At 52.3% G+C, this 17,990-nt stretch carries 12 protein-coding genes and 1 other RNA gene; 4 read left to right on the forward strand and 9 right to left on the reverse strand.

All coding sequences use genetic code 11. From position 1 onward, the window contains the following. Nucleotides 1-22: 22 nt before the first annotated feature. From JOY50_RS21945 to JOY50_RS21955, 3 genes are read left to right on the forward strand one after another with little or no spacing between them, the layout of a single operon-like run. A complete protein-coding gene (locus tag JOY50_RS21945; protein ID WP_243055838.1) occupies nucleotides 23-2,779 on the forward strand; it encodes a DNA methyltransferase in 2,757 nt (918 codons plus the stop codon). A 22-nt stretch (nucleotides 2,780-2,801) separates the two neighbouring features. Next, the gene (locus JOY50_RS21950) at nucleotides 2,802-4,880 is read left to right on the forward strand and encodes a DEAD/DEAH box helicase (RefSeq protein ID WP_243055839.1); all 2,079 of its coding nucleotides are present in this window, start codon (nucleotides 2,802-2,804) and stop codon (nucleotides 4,878-4,880) included. Nucleotides 4,881-4,894: 14 nt separating this feature from the next. Next, nucleotides 4,895-6,142, forward strand: coding sequence for a GIY-YIG nuclease family protein (locus tag JOY50_RS21955; RefSeq protein ID WP_243055841.1), 1,248 nt, complete (start codon nucleotides 4,895-4,897; stop codon nucleotides 6,140-6,142). 201 nt (nucleotides 6,143-6,343) lie between these two features. Here the strand turns inward: JOY50_RS21955 and JOY50_RS21960 are convergent, their stop codons facing one another. The 3 genes from JOY50_RS21960 to JOY50_RS21970 all read right to left on the reverse strand — a co-directional run bounded on the left by JOY50_RS21960 (nucleotide 6,344) and on the right by JOY50_RS21970 (nucleotide 8,846). Further along, on the reverse strand, nucleotides 6,344-6,907 hold the full coding sequence (locus JOY50_RS21960; RefSeq protein ID WP_243055842.1) for a hypothetical protein: 564 nt from the start codon (nucleotides 6,905-6,907) through the stop codon (nucleotides 6,344-6,346). 164 nt (nucleotides 6,908-7,071) lie between these two features. Then, entirely contained in the window at nucleotides 7,072-8,190 is a 1,119-nt protein-coding gene (locus JOY50_RS21965; protein WP_243055843.1) for an ImmA/IrrE family metallo-endopeptidase, read from the reverse strand. After that, a complete protein-coding gene (locus JOY50_RS21970) occupies nucleotides 8,187-8,846 on the reverse strand; it encodes a hypothetical protein (protein ID WP_243055845.1) in 660 nt (219 codons plus the stop codon). Before JOY50_RS21970 ends, JOY50_RS21965 begins: the two co-directional genes overlap by 4 nt. A gap of 514 nt (nucleotides 8,847-9,360) precedes the next feature. Here JOY50_RS21970 and JOY50_RS21975 point away from each other — a divergent pair. Next, nucleotides 9,361-12,300 carry a DEAD/DEAH box helicase gene (locus JOY50_RS21975; protein WP_243055846.1) on the forward strand — a complete coding sequence of 980 codons (2,940 nt, stop codon included), beginning with the start codon at nucleotides 9,361-9,363 and terminating at the stop codon, nucleotides 12,298-12,300. Between the two features lie 344 nt (nucleotides 12,301-12,644). Here JOY50_RS21975 and JOY50_RS21980 read toward each other — a convergent pair whose 3' ends face one another. The 6 genes from JOY50_RS21980 to JOY50_RS22005 form a co-directional block, all read right to left on the reverse strand. Continuing rightward, nucleotides 12,645-13,244 carry a restriction endonuclease gene (locus JOY50_RS21980; RefSeq protein ID WP_243055848.1) on the reverse strand — a complete coding sequence of 200 codons (600 nt, stop codon included), beginning with the start codon at nucleotides 13,242-13,244 and terminating at the stop codon, nucleotides 12,645-12,647. Between the two features lie 211 nt (nucleotides 13,245-13,455). After that, a complete protein-coding gene (locus JOY50_RS21985; RefSeq protein ID WP_243055849.1) occupies nucleotides 13,456-13,734 on the reverse strand; it encodes a hypothetical protein in 279 nt (92 codons plus the stop codon). Further along, nucleotides 13,731-14,711: an integrase domain-containing protein gene (locus JOY50_RS21990; protein ID WP_243055850.1), complete on the reverse strand. Its 981-nt coding sequence runs from the start codon at nucleotides 14,709-14,711 to the stop codon at nucleotides 13,731-13,733. The genes JOY50_RS21985 and JOY50_RS21990 overlap by 4 nt, the downstream gene beginning before the upstream one ends. 949 nt (nucleotides 14,712-15,660) lie before the next feature. Beyond that, on the reverse strand, nucleotides 15,661-16,914 hold the full coding sequence (locus JOY50_RS21995; protein ID WP_243055852.1) for an integrase domain-containing protein: 1,254 nt from the start codon (nucleotides 16,912-16,914) through the stop codon (nucleotides 15,661-15,663). Between the two features lie 187 nt (nucleotides 16,915-17,101). Next, nucleotides 17,102-17,500: a transfer-messenger RNA gene (gene ssrA, locus JOY50_RS22000) on the reverse strand. Nucleotides 17,501-17,599: 99 nt separating this feature from the next. Then, nucleotides 17,600-17,890, reverse strand: coding sequence for a hypothetical protein (locus JOY50_RS22005; protein ID WP_023047600.1), 291 nt, complete (start codon nucleotides 17,888-17,890; stop codon nucleotides 17,600-17,602). Between the last annotated feature and the right edge of the window lie 100 nt (nucleotides 17,891-17,990).

Below are 17,990 nucleotides of genomic sequence, written 5' to 3' on the forward strand. Positions count from 1 at the left end.
GCCTTCATCAAGGAAGTAATTCATGTCGATCAACCAAACCTTGCTCTATGACATGCTGCAATCGTTGACCCAGCAGTCAGGCGTTGAAAATGAATTCATCTATGGCTTTCTGGACGCCTACGGTTTCGCAAAGAGCACGATCACTCAGCTAAGGAACGGCGGTGCTCGTAACGTGGCGAAGATCACTGGTGATGTCGCACTGAAAGGCCAGCTCTATTTTCACCCTATTCAAGCCGGTGAGGAGCTCCACGAGATCGTGGAGCTCCTCCGGAATGGTGATGCTATCAAGGCGCAGAAGATCCGTTTTGTGATCGCGACTGACTTTGAACTGCTGGTCGCTTACGACCTGAAGGCGGATGAGCGCTTGGAAACAGCATTCACCGAGCTCCACCAGCAGTACAGTTTTTTCCTGCCGTTGGCGGGGTTAGAGAAGAGTTATATTCACAGCGAAAGCGTGGCAGATGTAAAGGCAGCGGAGAAGATGGGGCGGCTGTTTGACTTGATCCGTGAGCGTAACCAAATCACTAGCGCTGATGATGTACATAGCCTAAATGTGTTCCTGACCCGCCTGCTGTTCTGCTTCTTTGCTGAAGATACAGGGATCTTTGAGAAGCATCAGTTCACTGATGCGATCAAGTCCACGACTCGCGAAGATGGAGAGGACATTTCGGAATTCCTTGGAAAACTGTTCGCGGTCCTGAACGCTGCTGAAGCAGATACCCTGCGTCAGTCCATACCTGCACACCTGCAGGCTTTCCCGTATGTAAATGGCGGTTTGTTTGAGCAACAGTTGACGATCCCCTCATTCGGGGCAAAATCTCGCCGTTTGCTGTTGGAGTGCGGAACTCTCGATTGGTCTCAGATCAATCCGGATATATTTGGCTCCATGTTCCAGGCGGTGATCGATGAAGAACAGCGCAGTAGCATGGGTCAGCACTATACCTCCGTGAGTAATATCATGAAGGTCATCCAGCCATTGTTCCTGGACAAGCTGTATGCGGAGTTAGAGGTTTCGCGAGGTAGTGAGAGAAAGCTGCAGGCATTGCTGGAGCGTGTTGCTCAAATAAAAGTATTCGATCCGGCCTGTGGGTCGGGAAACTTTCTTATTATCGCTTATAAAGAATTGCGCCGTTTCGAGATGGAGGTTTTTCGTGCGCTGAATGATTTCAGTAAGCAGCGTGTGATTTTCATGAGTGGTATTAAGTTGTCGCAATTTTATGGTATCGAAATGGACGACTTTGCTCATGAGATTGCTTTGCTGTCCTTGTGGCTTGTTGAACATCAGATGCACACTGAGTTTAAAGTTGCCTTCGGGCACGCGGAGCCGATGCTGCCTCTGAAGGCAAGTGGAAATGTTATTCATGGGAATAGTCTGCGACTTGAGTGGAGCAGTGTTTGTCCTAATATGGCCAATGATGAGGTGTATGTAATAGGGAATCCACCTTTTGTTGCATCTGGTAAAGATCGCTCTAAAGAGCAAGATGACGATATGGTCCTGACTTTTCAAGGGTTTGACAGCTACAAAGACCTTGATTTCGTAGCGTGTTGGTTTTGGAAGGGCGCACAGTACATCAATAGTACTCGATCTGAGTTGGCTCTGGTATCTACTAACTCAATCTGCCAAGGCGAACAGGTAGCAATGCTTTGGCCAGCTGTTCTTGATCTCGGCCTGAGTATCAGCTTCGCATACCAACCATTCAAGTGGAAAAATAGTGCGAAGAAAAACGCAGCTGTTCATGTTGTGATTGTTGGGTTGTCCAATAATCCATCTAATCGAATTATTTTTAAGCACATTGGAAATGAATGGCGTGCTCAGATAGTTTCCAATATCAGCCCATACCTAATTGAGGGGGGCAATACTGTCGCTTATGGACGGCGTAAGCCAATCGTCAATGTCACACCTTTTGCCAATGGAAGTATTGCCGCCGACGGTGGGCATCTTATCTTAGATGCTACAGAGCGGGAGCAGCTCATCGCCTCAGAGCCGGCCTCTGCTAAGTGGATTAAACCCTATCGTGGGGCGGACGATCTTCTTTCCGGAGTTACGCGGTATTGCTTGTGGCTGGCTGATTGTTCACCCGATGAACTGAGTCGTATGCCCGAGGTAATGAAGCGTGTTGAGCGTGTGAAAAGTACTCGACTTCTCAGTCCGAAAGAGCAGACTAAAAAGAAGGCTAATACTCCTCATTTGTTTACGGAAAATCGTCAGCCCCGAGTTGGTAATTATCTCGCCATTCCTAGAACATCCTCCGAGAACCGAATGTATGTTCCCATTGGCTACGTGGATAGCTCCGTTATAGCTAACAACGACTTGCAGATTATTCCCAATGCGACTCTGTACGAGTTCGGCGTGCTTACATCGACCATGCACAATGATTGGGTGCGTGTTGTGGCTGGGCGTATGAAAAGCGACTATCGCTATTCCGCCTCATTGGTCTATAACACATTCCCATGGCCTGAAGCCTCCGAGGCGCAGCGTAAGCAGATCGAAGCTCTAGCTGAAGAAGTACTGATGGTTAGAGAGCACTATCCCGACAAGTCGCTGGCTGACCTCTACGACCTAAGCTACATGCCGGATAATCTGACATCTGCCCACAAGGCGCTAGATACAGCGGTGGAACGACTATATCGATCTCGCCCCTTCCGTGATGTTTCTGAGCGCCTAGATCACCTGTTTGACCGTTATGAGACGCTGATTGAGCAGGAGCGTCAGCTGCTGGCTGATCAAGCTAAGACCAAAAAAATCCGTAAACCCCGCGCATCCAAGACTGCTGCCTAGTAACTGGAAAGGACTCAAGAATATGGTTGACTTATTGAAAGTGGAGTACGCGCAAACTGGTAAAAGCGCGACGTTAAATGAGATGGGGATGAGGGAAATGCAGGCTAGGGCCTTCGCTTCTCGCAACAGTCAGTACCTGCTACTGAAGGCTCCGCCAGCTAGCGGAAAATCTCGTGCCCTTATGTTCTTGGGGCTCGATAAGTTGGTTAATCAAGGCTTACAAAAAGTCATTGTCGCAGTACCTGAAATGTCTATCGGTGCCTCATTTCGAGACACCTCACTGACAAAGCAAGGTTTCTTTTCTGATTGGTCAGTTCTTCCATCGAATAACCTATGCTTGCCGGGTGGTGAAAGCACGAAAGTTGAATCGTTCCGGCGCTTTATGCAAGCCGATGGTGAACAGATTCTCGTTTGCACTCATGCGACCCTCCGCTTTGCCTTCGAGAAATTGGCACCGGCTGATTTCGATTCAGCTCTAGTGGCAATTGATGAATTCCACCATGTCTCCGTCGATGGGGATAATCGCCTGGGCGCACTTATTGACTCCCTGATGAAGGGGTCTAATGCACACATCGTTGCGATGACTGGTTCCTACTTCCGCGGTGACACTGTTCCGATTCTACTCCCGGAAGACGAGGAGCTGTTCGATAAGGTCACATATACCTATTACGAACAGCTCAATGGTTATCGTTATCTGAAATCGCTGGGCATTGGGTATCATTTTTATCAGGGGCGCTATATCGATGCGATGAAGGATGTGCTGGATAATCGAAAGAAGACTATTATTCACATTCCTAATGTAAATAGTGGCGAAGCTGCGCTGCCGAAACATGAGGCAGTTGATCATATTCTTGATGCAATGGGGGATGTGCAGAAGCAAGATCTGAACACGGGAATTATCACAGTCAAGCGCAAAGATGGCTCGCTAATGAGAGTGGCCAACCTTGTCGACGATGGCCCAATACGCGCCTCAGTTATCGAGTATCTCCGCAACATTAAAGCATCAGATGAACTGGATGCCGTAATCGCCCTCGGTATGGCGAAAGAAGGTTTTGACTGGCCTTGGTGCGAGCACGTTCTGACTATTGGCTATCGTAGCTCTATGACGGAAATTGTTCAGATAATTGGTCGCGCGACCCGTGATGTGGAAGGGAAGGCTCATGCTCAGTTCACCAACTTGATCGCTCAGCCAGATGCTGAAGATGTGGATGTGAAGATATCGGTGAATAATATGCTCAAAGCGATCACCTTGTCGCTATTGATGGAGCAGGTATTAGCACCGACCGTCACCTTTAAACCGCGCTCGAAGATTGTCGAAGGTGAAACTGTTGAGCCTGGAACTATCATTATCAATGACGTAACTGCTCCTGTCTCTGATAAAGTTATCAAAATTCTGAATGGTGACAGCGATGACATCATTGCGACGCTGATCCAGAAGCCTGAGGTAGGAAAGTCTCTGGTAGGTGGTGGAGTACCGCCCGAGGTCATCAATGAGACCGAGCTGCCAAAAATTATTGAGACGAAATACCCTGACCTGACGCCGGAGGAGGTCGAGCAGGTCCGTGAGGGTGTTCTGACCAAGGTATTGATCGGCACCTCGGGCGGGTTGTTTGATGAGGCAGATTTGCCGGCGGACGCGGTGATCATTGAGTGTGGTAGCACTAGTGATGGTGCATGCTACGCGGTGGCGGAGACTGGCCAAAGTTACGTCACGCAGCCGAGCTCGATTTCTCAGCCTTCTGCTGCACCGGAGGGCAATCGTCAATTTGTGAAGATGGGCGATAAGTTCATCAACATCGACAACGTGACAATCGACTTGATCCATCAGGTCAACCCATTCCACGGTGCCTACGAAATCCTGTCGAAATCTGTGACCCCTTTGATGCTTAAGACGATTCAAGAGGTGGTTGCGGCAGGTCGCATCAACATGACCGAGGATGAGGCCGTGATCCTCTGGCCACGCATAGTAGCATTCCGACAAGAGAAAGGACGCGAGCCTTCCCTTACCGCGAATGACCCTATCGAAAAAAGGTATGCGGAAGGTCTGGAGTATCTGAAAAAACGTAAGCGCGAGAAGCTTCAGCAACAGCAAGTAGTCTGACGGGAGGCAACGGAATGTTCCTGAGTGGTAAAAAGCGTCGCGAACTTGATTCTCTGGATGACATTTTTGGCGCCTCTGATGAATTCGGCCTGCTCAACGTAAAGCCCCGGCCTGCGCCCCCTAGAAAAAATGATCTGATGGCTTCTCGGTTTGAAGAGATCAATCAGTTCATTGATCAGCATGGCCGCCTGCCATACGAGCACGGTGAAAACTTGTTCGAGAGACAAATGGCAAAGCGCTTGAAGGCGATCTTGGAGGGTAGCGATCACGCCACCCTAACCACTTTGGATCGGCATAGCTTGCTGGCCGTTTGCGAGCCAGTTCAAAATTTCATGTCTGCAGAACCCATCGCGCCCGAGGATGTGATGAGCATCGACGATATCTTGGGTGGTGATCACATGGGGCTGCTTGATGTCGGCGATATGAGTATCCTTGACATTAAACACGTACCGTCCGAAAGGGAAATTCCGGATGAGGTAGCGCAACGGACGAAATGTGAGGATTTCTGGCGGTTTGAATCGGTTTTCAGGAACCTACATACTGCCCTAAAAAGTGGGCGGGCGGAGTCCGTTCAATTTGCCGAAAACTGGCAGATCACCGCTGGCGATGCTTTCATTCTCAATGGCGTCATGTGTTTTGTGGATGAGGTTGGTGAAGAGCATGGCCGTGGAGAGCACAAGGATGCCCGATTACGTTTGATCTTCGAGAACGGCACTGAGTCGAACATGCTGCGGCGTTCGCTTGGTCGTGCCCTTTATATGGAAGAAACTGGCCGCCGCATCCTGCGTGATCGAGATGATGCTCTGGCTGAGTCTTTCCAAGACATCCGCCTGACCCACCGTGATCGGCGCACAGGCGTGGTATATATCGTCAAGTCGCTAAGCAATAACCCTGCTTTGGCGCAGTTCCCCCATCTGTACAAGATCGGGTACACCGAACTCACGGTAGATGAGCGCGTTCGTAATGCAGAGCGGGATATCGCGTTTCTGGAAAGCCCGGTACAGAAGGTAACGGAATTTGAGTGTTACAACATGAACCCACAGAGGTTCGAGTCCCTTGTTCACGGCTTCCTGGCTGTCCAGCGACTCAATGTGGATCTGGTTGGTAGGGATGGGGAACATTATCGCCCGCGTGAGTGGTTTGCTGTCTCTCTAGAGGTGGCAAGGGAAGTAATTAATCGGATCATTGATGGAACGATTACTCAATACCGTATGGATAATACGACAGGCCAGATGATCAAAAAAGATCGGCGATTATTATGAGGATAAAAATCCTATAAAATTACTTTGGTTTTTTCTCACTGAAGCAGTGCAGTCTTCAGAATAAGTAATTCAGGCAGGGGCGATCAGCGCCCCTATGCCTGTAGCGTTGAATTGAAAATATACTAAGCAGTCAGTGCCCATAGGCAAGAAAACCACAGATAGTCTGAATCCAATGGGCCGCTGAGCCAGAATCACCGCCATTTAGCTAAAATGTCGCTTGGAGTCGAATGAAAACTCGCGATCGATAAAATCCAGCGAGTAGATAGTCAACAATGTCCCGTGATTGGTCTTCAGTTCAAAGGCATGATCCAGGCGATTGATCATGCCTGGCAACTTCACGAATATGACCCTGCAGTCGTTCACCATCAGATATTGAAAATTTTCAGCAAAAAGCTTGGCGGTCTTTTCGTCCCCATTTCCAGCAGGCCACCATTTGGCTTTCTCAATTCTTGATTTCCGGGCTAGATCAAATTTGCGCGGTAGCCACCAGATAGGTTTAGGCACCTCATAGACTGCCAAGCTCTGGATGACCGTAGCGATTGCGCCAGGATTGAAATATACGAGCTGTACCAGGACCGAATCTTCCAACTGCTCTGAGCTGACAACATGAAAGTCATTCGTGCCGCTGCGATGCACTGCTCGCGTCAGCTGGTAGGAGGCGTTTTGGGTTAGGCCATTGCGAACGCTTATGCACAGCGCCGCAAAGCTCATGAGAAGAGTCAATCTTGAAGCATTATTGGTGAGAAACTCTAAAAAACTAGCCATTCCAAATCCTTTGCATACCCTTTGAGTGCGTAGCCCAGCACTAGCCACTCCTACTATCACACGATAGGCGAGGTTCGCCGGCAGGCACATCGAAACATCCAAGTTAGAACGTCTAGCCACTTGTGATGCTTGACCCTCAGGTCAGCAACTAGCGCTGCTGGGACTTATTTACTACCAGAGACCAGCTTCAGCTCAGGTGGCCGACCACCTGCCCTAATTTGGGGGGGGGCACCAGGCCGCGACACCATGACCGGAGCCAATCCGAATAGATTTGCGGCCAAATCCTCAGCATTGACATTCAGATCAGATGCAATGCTTTGAAGAGATGTGCCTTTATCTCGGGAATGGTTGAGTACTTTTTGAAGTACCTGAGAGGTTTCGCGCGGTGACGGGTCAATCTCGTTAGTTCGGGCACCCATGTTCGAGAACGCAATGCACAAGTCCCGATACACCCATTCAGTCAATATCCCTACCTTGTGAAGCCGGTAAGTGAGTGCCATAGCGGAGACATTCCAGTACTTCTTTGCTCTCAGTATGCCCGCTGTCGATTTACAACCACTTGCATACGCCAGGATGCTATCACGAGGCATGAGCAAAGCTGAGGCAAATGCGTTGGCCTCGGCCTCAACCTCCTTGCCTTTGTTCTCACCGTGGCGGTGAAGAACCAGGTGCCCGAGCTCATGGGCTGCATCGAATCGACTTGCCTCGCTCGATTTCTGGGTATTCAGAAAAACGAACGGCGTCGTGCCACGTCTCCAACAAGAGAATGCATTGACCTGCTTGGTTTCTTCGGCCAGCGAGAAAACACGTATGCCCTTAGATTCCAACAGATGGATCAGATTCTTGATCGGCCTATCGCCCAGCAGCCATTCAGCACGTACAACCATGGCAGCGGCCTCAGGATCCATACCGGAACAATCAGGCACCTCTGGCTTGGGAACGTTGAACCGAACATCAATCCAGTCAGCAAGGAGATAAGCGATACCTCCGGCAGCCAGAGCCCCGTCACGCTGCCCTGATGTCATGCGTGAAAAGGAGCGGAAGCTAGCATTCGTATCTGTGGGCGCATCGACGTCATGGCCCATAAAGAAGGCCATTGGAAATCGCAGGGCATTAGAAAGTCGTTCAAGGCTTTCAGAGGTTGGCTCTTGCGTACCATTTTCATACAGAGTCACGAGCTTACTGCTGAGCCCTGAGAGATCGGCGAGCAATTTCTTGGTCAGCCCCCGGCGCTGTCTCGCGAGGATTAGCCGGTTTGGGTTGAAATCGCTCAGTTCGGTCATGTTTTCGGAGTCACGGGGATGTCAATGTCTGGGCTCGAATCCGGGCCAGGAAGGTCGTTAGATTCGTCAATGTGAAGCGGCGGCATAATAAAGCGCGGAGCCCAACCGTCAACTCTTTCGTTTTCCCCCATGTTGACTGGTCTAGACAGCTCGTATTGCACAACCCGGTTCGGCAAATCTACGTGAAACAGCAGGATCCACAGGGTTTGCTGAGAATCACTTCCTGGGGTAAATCGCTGCAGCTCCTCACGATCCACAGGAAAGAGGTCTTGCTGCCCAGCGTTGTACGCGACACTGTTAGTCGTCTGCCGACCTCGTTTGTTCCGCGTCTGGGGTGTTCTGTTGGGGTTGCCCGTGTTTTCGTCACCGCACATCACGGTTATCGCATGCCTACCATCCGGAGAAACGATGCGTGGCTGGTTTTTTGGATCGTCCAAAACCCACCCTTGAGGCAGAGTCACGGAACGTAAAGTGCGGGTACCCTGAATCCAAGCCATGGTCCCACTGGACCCCTTGGGGTGCAGTGGGCTCGCGCTAATAAAGGCGCGGAAACACTCCAGCATTGTCGTCTTCAGATCCTGCTCCAGAATGCCAAACAGCTCTTGAATCGCCTGTTGAGGCGGCATTGCTTGAAACGCGAAATCATTACTAAGCATTGGAGGAGGACCTCAAGAGATTTCCAGTTATTCTACATCATTCGATGTGAAAAAAAAGGAAGTCGTATGATTCTGTCGCCCCGTCTGGCGGCTATGGAGCAATCGAATGGCTCCCTCACGACAGCTCGGGCCGGCATGCATGCTGATGACGATTGTTGCGTGCCCACAGCTCTGCCGGCCACTCTCCGCGCAAATGCCTACATGAGCAGCATGGTTGGTAGCCAAACCCTCCAGCAGTCCTAATGCCTCAAGAACTGAGCAAGGCGCCTATCAAGCATCTACAAGGCGGTGTAAAAGCAAATTGGTCCCGGCCAGTCTTTTGCATCGGGATAGGTCCGCGCTCATGGCTGGCTGCTTTCGGCTAAGAGCGAGACCTATAATTCACCAAACCTGCACGAGGCTCGATTGGTTTTGTCCTTATGTCTGAGTGGTTAAGGTCATGGGAGCGATAGTGTGCGTGCTATCATATAGCCACCCTGCCCCCAGAAATCTTTTCTGCCTTCAGGTAATCATCATGGACGATTTAGTCAAAACGCATTTGGATGTGTACCAAAGCTGGCAAAGCCATCTCTTCAATTTCAGTCTCGACGATCCAAAGACCAACGCACCTGGGCTGCGCAAGCCTCAACTGGCTGCGCTTTATGCCACTCTGGGGCACCTGGTTGTTGATCCCTCTTCGACCGCCACAGTGGTCATGCCGACCGGTACAGGGAAGACTGACACCATGCTCGCGCTGATTATCGCTGCGAGGATGGCAAGAACGTTGATCTTGGTTCCCTCGGACGCCCTCAGAACGCAGTTGGTGGGTAAGTGCACGGAGATGAAGACACTCCGTAACGTGGGGGCGGTATCGGACACTGCGCGAAATCCCATTGTTGCGGCCATCGATTCGAAGTTGTCAGAGGAGCAGGTTGCTGATTTGGTTAGCGCCAACATCATTGTGGCTACTCCCCAGGCCCTGCTGCTATTCGAAGACGCCGCTTTGGGTGCGCTGGTCAATATTTGCAGCCACCTGATGATCGACGAGGCTCATCACGTCGCCGCTGCTAGCTGGAATCGAATCAAAACCGCCTTCATCGGCAAACCGTGTATTCAGTTCACAGCGACACCATTCCGGGAAGATGGTCTGGCTCTGGCCGGTAAGATCATTTACAACTACCCGCTCCGGGATGCGCAGCTTGACGGCTATTTCAAAGGTATCGAGTTTCATCCGGTACGAGAATACAACCTCAAGCTGTCCGACCAGGCCATCGCAGACAAAGCTGTTGAGCTGCTCAGGGCTGACCTCAAGGCCGGGTATAACCATCTGATGATGGTGCGGGCCAAGTCACACAAGCGGGCATCAGACCTGTTTGAGATTTACAAGCAGCACCCCGACCTCACGCCGGTACTGATTCACAGCAATGTGCCGAATCAGGCGAGGGTGATGGCTGAGATTATCAAGAAGAAGCACCGGATCATCGTGTGCGTCGACATGCTTGGCGAGGGCTTCGACCTACCCGAGCTCAAAATTGCTGCCATTCATGACCAACACCAAAGCCCTGCCGTGACGCTCCAGTTCATCGGCCGGCTGACACGTGTGGACGCCGCCCTTGGTGATGCCAAGTTCGTGGCGAACATCGCTAACCAGAAGACCGATCACCAGATGGCTGACCTCTATAAGGAGAGTGCTGACTGGGGGGCAGTCATTCGCAATGTGAGTGAGAAAAAGGTTAGCCGGGAAATTCAGAAGGCAGACTTCACCGAGCAATTCGCTGACGGTGACGATGCCCAGGTAATCTTTGGGCTCAACCCGAACCCCAAAATCAGCGCCGTGGCGTATCACCTCTCTGTCAAAGACTGGACACCGCAGCGGGCACAGAGTCTGGATGGCCGGAAGGAGACACTGCAGTACTTTTCGATCAATGAGCAGGCCGATACCGTCATTGCCGTGACTCGGCGAGAGACGCTGGTTGGATGGGCTCAGACCGAAGAAATCGTCGATACCAGCTGGAATCTGTACATCGCGTTCTACGACAAAGCGCAGAAAATCCTCTTCATTCATACCTCGGGTGACGACACCCAGGCATCTCGCTTCCTGAACCTGGTGGCCAAAGACTCTCGGCGCATCAATGGTGAGCCGGCGTTCCGGACGCTCCACGACATCAAGCTGATGAAGCTGCAGAACGTTGGTCTGTCCCGCGCCCGGAAAGACCTGCGGTTTACGATGCATGTGGGGCGCGACATTAACCAGGTGATCAGCGATATCGAGAAAGGCAATGCGACAAAGTCGAACATCTTCGCCACTGGTTTTGAGGATGGAGAACGAACCACCGTGGGCTGCTCGCACAAGGGCAAGATCTGGGAGATGAACTCTTCTCCGATCAACTACTGGGTCGAGTGGTGCAAGCGGATGGCGGTCAAACTCAACGACAACACCATCGACCCTGGTGACGTCCTCAAAAATGTCATGCGTGCCGACCAAATCAAGGGCAAATGGCCAGAGGGGCTGTTCTACGCCGACTGGCCTGTGTCGATCGCGATCGAAAACGAGCAAAGGATCTCGCTGTATTTTCAGGGAGAGACTTTCAACCTGCTGGATGTCGAGCTTGGTAAGCCTGAGTATAGCGATGCACGAACGCTGGAGATCCCTGTCTTGGTCGCAGGTAACGATGGCAAAGAGCGTCGCCTCACTACTATCGCCATCAAATTGCTGGTGGATGGGTACAAGACCTCCTGCCCAGGTGTGAAGATCCTTTACCCCCACGAAGTACCACTGGATTCTTACCTGGATGAAGAGCCGCTGGTACTGCTCAGAGTCGACGGCTCCATGGTGCAGGGCAACTACCGTCAGTACTCGCTTAACAGTATGGGTGTAAAACTGCCAGCCGGTTTGCTCGAAACCTGGGACTGGGGAGCGACGAAAATCCATCAAGAGTCCATGCGTGCGGAGCAACGCAAGGATTCAGTACAAGGGTTCACTTTCGATAAGATCGCTGATGATTACTCAATCGTGTTCAACGATGACGGCAAAGGCGAAATCGCTGACCTAGTGGCCATTCGAGAAAACCAGGACGCTATATACGTCGACCTATATCACTGCAAATTCTGTCCTATGACGGATGGTGTGGCTGCCCCGGGAGCGCGCGTCGCCGATGTCTATGAAGTATGCGGGCAGGCGTCCAGGTCGGTAAAATGGCTGTACACCGCCGATAAGTTCTTCAACCGATTAATGGATCGCTACCAGCAGGGACTGCTGAAGGACTTCGATAGAATCCTGAAGGGCACGCCCCAGCAGCTGGAGATCCTGCGTAATAAATGCCACGACCATGAACTGATCTTCAAGTTTGTGATCGTACAACCTGCGATCTCAGCGAAGAAGGTGTCGAAAGAGCAACTGGCCGTCCTGGGGACGAGTTACTCATACATCAAGAGCATATCGGGCTCGGACATCAGAGTCATAGTTAGCCCTTGATTGATTTACACCAGCGGAATTGCAGCTATTTCCGCTGGTGTCATGCCATGATCCACGCTTATCATACCTACTTTGCTTTTGCCAATATATGGCTTGCGGTAGCCTGAAATGTCTTAAATTTTAAAGGTGCTCGATGACCGCTTCTGGCCGAAATTTTTCTGTTGTGATCATCCACAATAGTTTGATTGCGGTCGGTCACGATAGGGCTGCCTTCTCTCAAAGATCGAACACCCAGGTATCTAGGGTTGTAAGCCCATTGTGCTCACTTAAAATGTAAAATAAGTTACGGCAAGGACGAAGTTCGCCCATAGCTATCCATAGAGGTATTGATCTTTGTTAATCATCTAAGGTGTTTCGCTGAGTGCATGTCTGATCAGACTTTGCCAGCTTCCAAAAATATAACCATCGTAAGCGGAGAAAAAAGCACGCTCTTTTGCTTGGTAGCCCTCGTATGATAGGGCGTCGTTGAATTCACGAGGGTTAAGGCTTTTTTGTCTGGGCGCTGAGCTTGATATAACACAATGCATTAGCCAAGACACTTGATCGTCTGGCATTACCCTAACCAATCCGATCCCTTGGTTTCTTGCGTAAGAAATCGATCCGCTTTGAAATGAATTTCTGGTAGCTATAACGCCTTTTACGTTTTTTCCTGCAATTTGGTCTAACTTTGCTTTGAATTCTTCTACGTCATCGACTGGTACGCTGTGGTTGTAGTTTTTACATTCGCATACCCACAGCAATGCATAATTTTCGGCTTCCGGTGGCCATACCTCAATTGAAATGTCTACTACAATATCTTTTTCTCGATCTTTGGAGTAGTAACCTTTTTTTTGGAAGATTTTTGCGGAAGAAGGAATGATTCCAAGACGTCCTTCGATTAGTTCTTTTTGTAGAAGATTGAAGACTTTATTCTCCAGGGCATTTCCTTTTGCTACAGAGTCCATGTGGCTTTCCAATTATTGCTGGTCATATAGGTTGATAAGTTTCACTTGAATCATTTAGCTTAGCGCGTTCTTTGCTTAAAGCTTCACAAGCGATGGCCGCTAAAGGACGCATGTTAAAGAAAGTTCTGTATTGCCATTATGTCTAGCGGTTGGTGAAGTTAATTAAGGGGATCTGATTGAACGCCTAGCTACTGATTCCTGTATTAGCTAATTATCGCACATTTAGAGTCCATGATTTCTCAAGGCGTCGAACGAGAAGCCGCGCTGTCAACAGGTAGTAGTATCGAGTCGCTGCGCATCGCCCAGCTAGTCGGTGGTCAAGAAACCAATTCACATGTTTTTTCTGCCAAGCCCAAGGTGCCTCCAGCTGCCAGCGTTCAGATATCTCAGCTTGGATGAGCTTTGCTTGCCGTAAATGGCGCTGCCTGGTTGCGTACGAACCCGTCAGCACTCCAGCCAAGAACAGCTCCATATCGAATGGCTTTCTCATATCCGCCCTCCAATGTAGGCAGCAACCACGTCGAGCCGACCATGCCCAAGCTCATAGCTGATTTGCCTCCGGGCCTGACGAGCTAGGTTCCTATCTGCCTGGCTACATTGGCCCCCATTGATTGGTGCGAGGTGTTGGGTGATCTGCTCGTAGCGCTCACAAGCATAAGCAGCTCGTAATTCGTGAAGACCTTTTAGGTTGTACGCCTGGAGGATGCAGCGGGCAGGGCGGACGATTTTCTGCAATACATCCAGGTAGCTTTCGTTTGGTGCAATCAAGTTTCGGCTACCCGCAGGCGAAATCTGGCGTGCAAACTCAAGTGCATCTCGAACATGGCCGTCTACCGGAATCCAACGCGGCGCCGAGGCACCGGCGCGACCGCCTTTGGTGCCATCCTGAATGTTAAGCCTTCCTAGGCCATCAGCCTCACGGCTAAGCCGTGGCAGGTCAGCCAAGATGGCCTCACGCAAGCGCATGCCGATGGCTCGCGCCAACAGAACAATCGCAGCGGCTCGTAGCTGATGATGGCCGCAAAGCGCATCGACGATCTGTTTAACCTGTTCGCGATCTTGTCCCTGCGGCACCGATTGACGAACCCCGGTGCGCTGCATACCCAACGCCTTGCTCGGACTTGGCAATTTCACATACTGATCACCGCGAAGCGCCGCCATGGTCCTGTTAACGCTGGATAGGCGGTTTTGTGCGGTGCTAACAGCAAGGTCACCGCGCCTAACCACGTCGCGTAGATACGCCGCATAGTCCGCCAACACCTCCCGATCAATCTGCCGCGCATCATTGATACCCGGCCCCTGTTCTGAGCGGCACCATTTGACGAATGCCTGCCACCGATCACAGTGTGCTTTGACCGTGCCGTAATGACCGCCACCGAACATGTCTTTCAACGCTTGCGGCCCTGCGTAGCTCAATTGCCTGCCGTAACCAAAATTACGACCATCGCGTCTACCCACCAATGCCATGTCAGTCACCTCATCATCCGATCTCCGATCCTCGCCCCACGTCATCCCGCCAAGAATGCTGAGTGTTATCAGGGATCAAGGCCCCTGCGACCTGTGGGGAATGTCCTCTACGCTGGACTGGCGGCTCCTTACGACCGGGAGCAAGGGCATCTCATGATCTGGCCTCCTGAGCACCGTTACCGGTGGGCGGGTGGAGGCAGCATTGGCTGACGAGACCAGCGCCTGGAGATCCTGAGCCACGAGCAAGCAGCGATGCGATGACCGGGGCATGCCTGACTGTCAGTCAGGTGCAGTCCATTCCTTGGTCTGCGGCACCATCATCTGCATGGCTGTTGCTGGTGACATCGGCGTTTGTCACGCCGATTGTCACGAGGGGGATTGCCGCAAAGCCATATGCGATCTGGGCTGCAGCAGTGTTAGGAGTGCCCGTCTCTTTCCAGAGAAAGAGACGGGCACAGGTTGGCGCAATATTCGGCCAAGCGGATAGGTTGCTGCAGGGCAGCGCAATAGGAAGTGTCGTCTGGCGCACGAGGGCCATGATATGTAGTTGGCATCCATCACCGGGGAGGTGACCGGGCGAGCTGCCGGATGCGAATCGCCCTTGGGGAGAACCACCGCGGGAGCGGCGTGACCTTTAAGGTTCGGGTCACCTGGGGTGCTGTCATCGACAGCGTTTGCACGGCCAGTTCTACGCCTGTGGATAAACCCGGTCAAGGGTCGAAATTCAGCGCTCTTGGGAACGTGAAAAACGGTTATCCATCGATGGAATTCCGTGGTAAACCCCGGACAACGTCGTGGCTTTTAGCTCTTCAAAGTGAGGTCCATCCAAACAGGGCGGCTTTGCAGCCCTGTTTGGATGGACCCGTGTTCAAAAGCGGATAAGCGAGGCTGGCTGCTCCGAATCTTGAGCACTCAAATGTTGCTGCTGCCATTCTTGCGCTGTACAGAGCTAGCGGATCGGCACCACGTTGTCTCTGACTTGGCCGTACGCTGAGGCGAGCAGGCTGCCGGTGGCGGCCTTCTGGATGTACTCACTCCACCAGGCCATCATCGGTCGCCTGCGTTCGATGTAGTCTGCTCGATTGTAGGCGCTGCGCACCTCATCCTTGTCGACATGCGCCAGTGCGACCTCAATGAGTTCCGGGTCCCACCCATGCTCATTCAAGATGGTGCTGGCCATCGAGCGCATGCCGTGGCTGACCAACCGATCCTGGAACCCCATGCGTTTCAACGCCATGTTGGCGGTCTGGCTATTGGCGTGAGTGCGCGGATTTCTGTCTGCCGGGAAGACGTATTCGCGATGGCCGCTGTGAGTCTTCAATGACTCCAACAGTGCGACAGCGTGATCACTCAACGGGATGCTGTGAGGGCGGCGCTTTTTCATCCGCTCCGGTGGGATAGTCCAGACACGCCTTTCAAAGTCGATGTCTGCCCAGCGAGTAGTCGCCGCCTCGGCGGGGCGAGTCATGGTGTGCAACTGCCATTCGATCAGGCAACGGGTCGTGCGTTTGATGCTGGCGTTCGCGATCTCCAGCATGAGCTCGGGGAGCTCTTCGGGTGGAAGCGCGGCCATGTTCTCTTTCTTGGGCTTCTTGAATACTGCCCTGATGCCGCTGAGCGGGTTGGCGAAGATCAGGCCGGAGTTTACGCCGTAGGTCATGATCTCGTTTAACCGCTGGCTGAGACGCTTGACCGTTTCCAGGCTGCCTTTCGCTTCGATTGGACGAAGCAATGCGATCACCATCGGCGCGGTGATTTTCACCAGTGGTGTCGTCCTCAAGTCGGGGAACACGTGCAACGTGAGCGACCGCCAAATGTCCTCGGCATAGGCCGGGGTCACCGAGTCTTTCTTGAGCTCGAACCAGGCGGTGGCCACGTTCTCAAAGGTGTGTTCCGTTTCTGCACGCTTGGCTTCATTCAGCGTATTGCGCTGCACCTTCGGGTCAATGCCCTGCGCGAGTAGCTCACGCGCATCGACTGCCATCTTTCGTGCGTTCGCCAGTGACAGTTCGGGATAGGTCCCGAAGCCGATGTTGATGCGCTTCTTGGTCACCGGTTCACGGTAATTGAAATTCCACAGCAATGAGCCGTTGCTGCGTACGCGGAGCTGCAAACCGTCACCATCCGTGAGGACGTAATCCTTGGACGCGGGTTTGACTCCCTTGAGCTGTCGATCGGAGAGGCGGAGGTTTTGAGCAGGCATGAGATTGTCCTCAGGCACTGATTCGGTATTCCAAAGATTAGCACCGGACGGACTGGAATACCGTCTGGAATACCCGAATGGCTGGAACTCAAAAACTCTCAAAAGACCGCAAAAGCGCTGGAGGCCGCGTATTTGCTGGGTTTTAGGCACAAAAAAAGACGTCCGTGGACGTCTTTGTTTGGTCATTTGGTGGAGCCGGGGGGATTTGAACCCCCGTCCGCCAGTACTCCGCTGTCGGTACTACATGCGTAGCCGTGTCTACTGATTTAATCCGCAGCCGCCCGACGGGCAGGGTGCTTTGGATGAGTTGTGTAAGTTTTAGTCACTTCGCCCACAACGTGCTACGCGACGATCCTGTTCTGTATGACAATCAGTTCGGGTTTACAGGCATCCCCTAGTGATTGCTGGAGCCGAAGCTACCAGAAGCAACGGGTCAAGAGGACTGCTTACGCAGCCAGCTTGTACTCCGCGCCGTAGTTTTCGTCATTGGCAACTATAAAAGTTGCAACAGTGGATTTACGAGTTCTGTTACCAACTCGGCATGCACCTAGAGTTTCGCTACCGGCGTCGAATCCTAATCGGCCCCACACTAGCGTTACGCTAACGCACCTTACGGCACGTGGGATGGAGTATACGCCATTGCGCGGGCGACGTCGACAGCCGGTCCTGTCGCCCGCTTCATGGCTCACGCGCCGCCGCTGCCGGAGCCGCTGCCTTTCTCGGTTTTCTCCAGGCGTTCCAGCACTTTGCTGGTGATGGCGATGCATTCCTTGGTGTCGCCCGAGGCCTGGGCGGCTTTGGCTTTGTCCACCTGCTCGGTAAGGGCCTTGTCCAGGCCTTCGGAGGTGGCGCCGGCGGTGGCCATGCTGTCGTCGATCTTTTGCAGGTTGGTGTTGCAGAGGTCATCGGCGGCGAACACCGGCGAAGCCAGCAGGGTGGCGGCCGCGAACAGGGCCGAAAGCGCGGTACCTTTCATGGGTGTCTCCTATGGGGCCTCTGGAAGGTGGGCCTGTAGGGTGGACTGTGGCGGATTGGCGGGGGTTCAATCGGGATGGTGGCGGGGTGATGTTGGGGTG

Origin of the sequence: Pseudomonas sp. BP01 (genome assembly GCF_022760795.1) — a bacterium.
GTDB lineage: Bacteria > Pseudomonadota > Gammaproteobacteria > Pseudomonadales > Pseudomonadaceae > Aquipseudomonas > Aquipseudomonas putida_Q.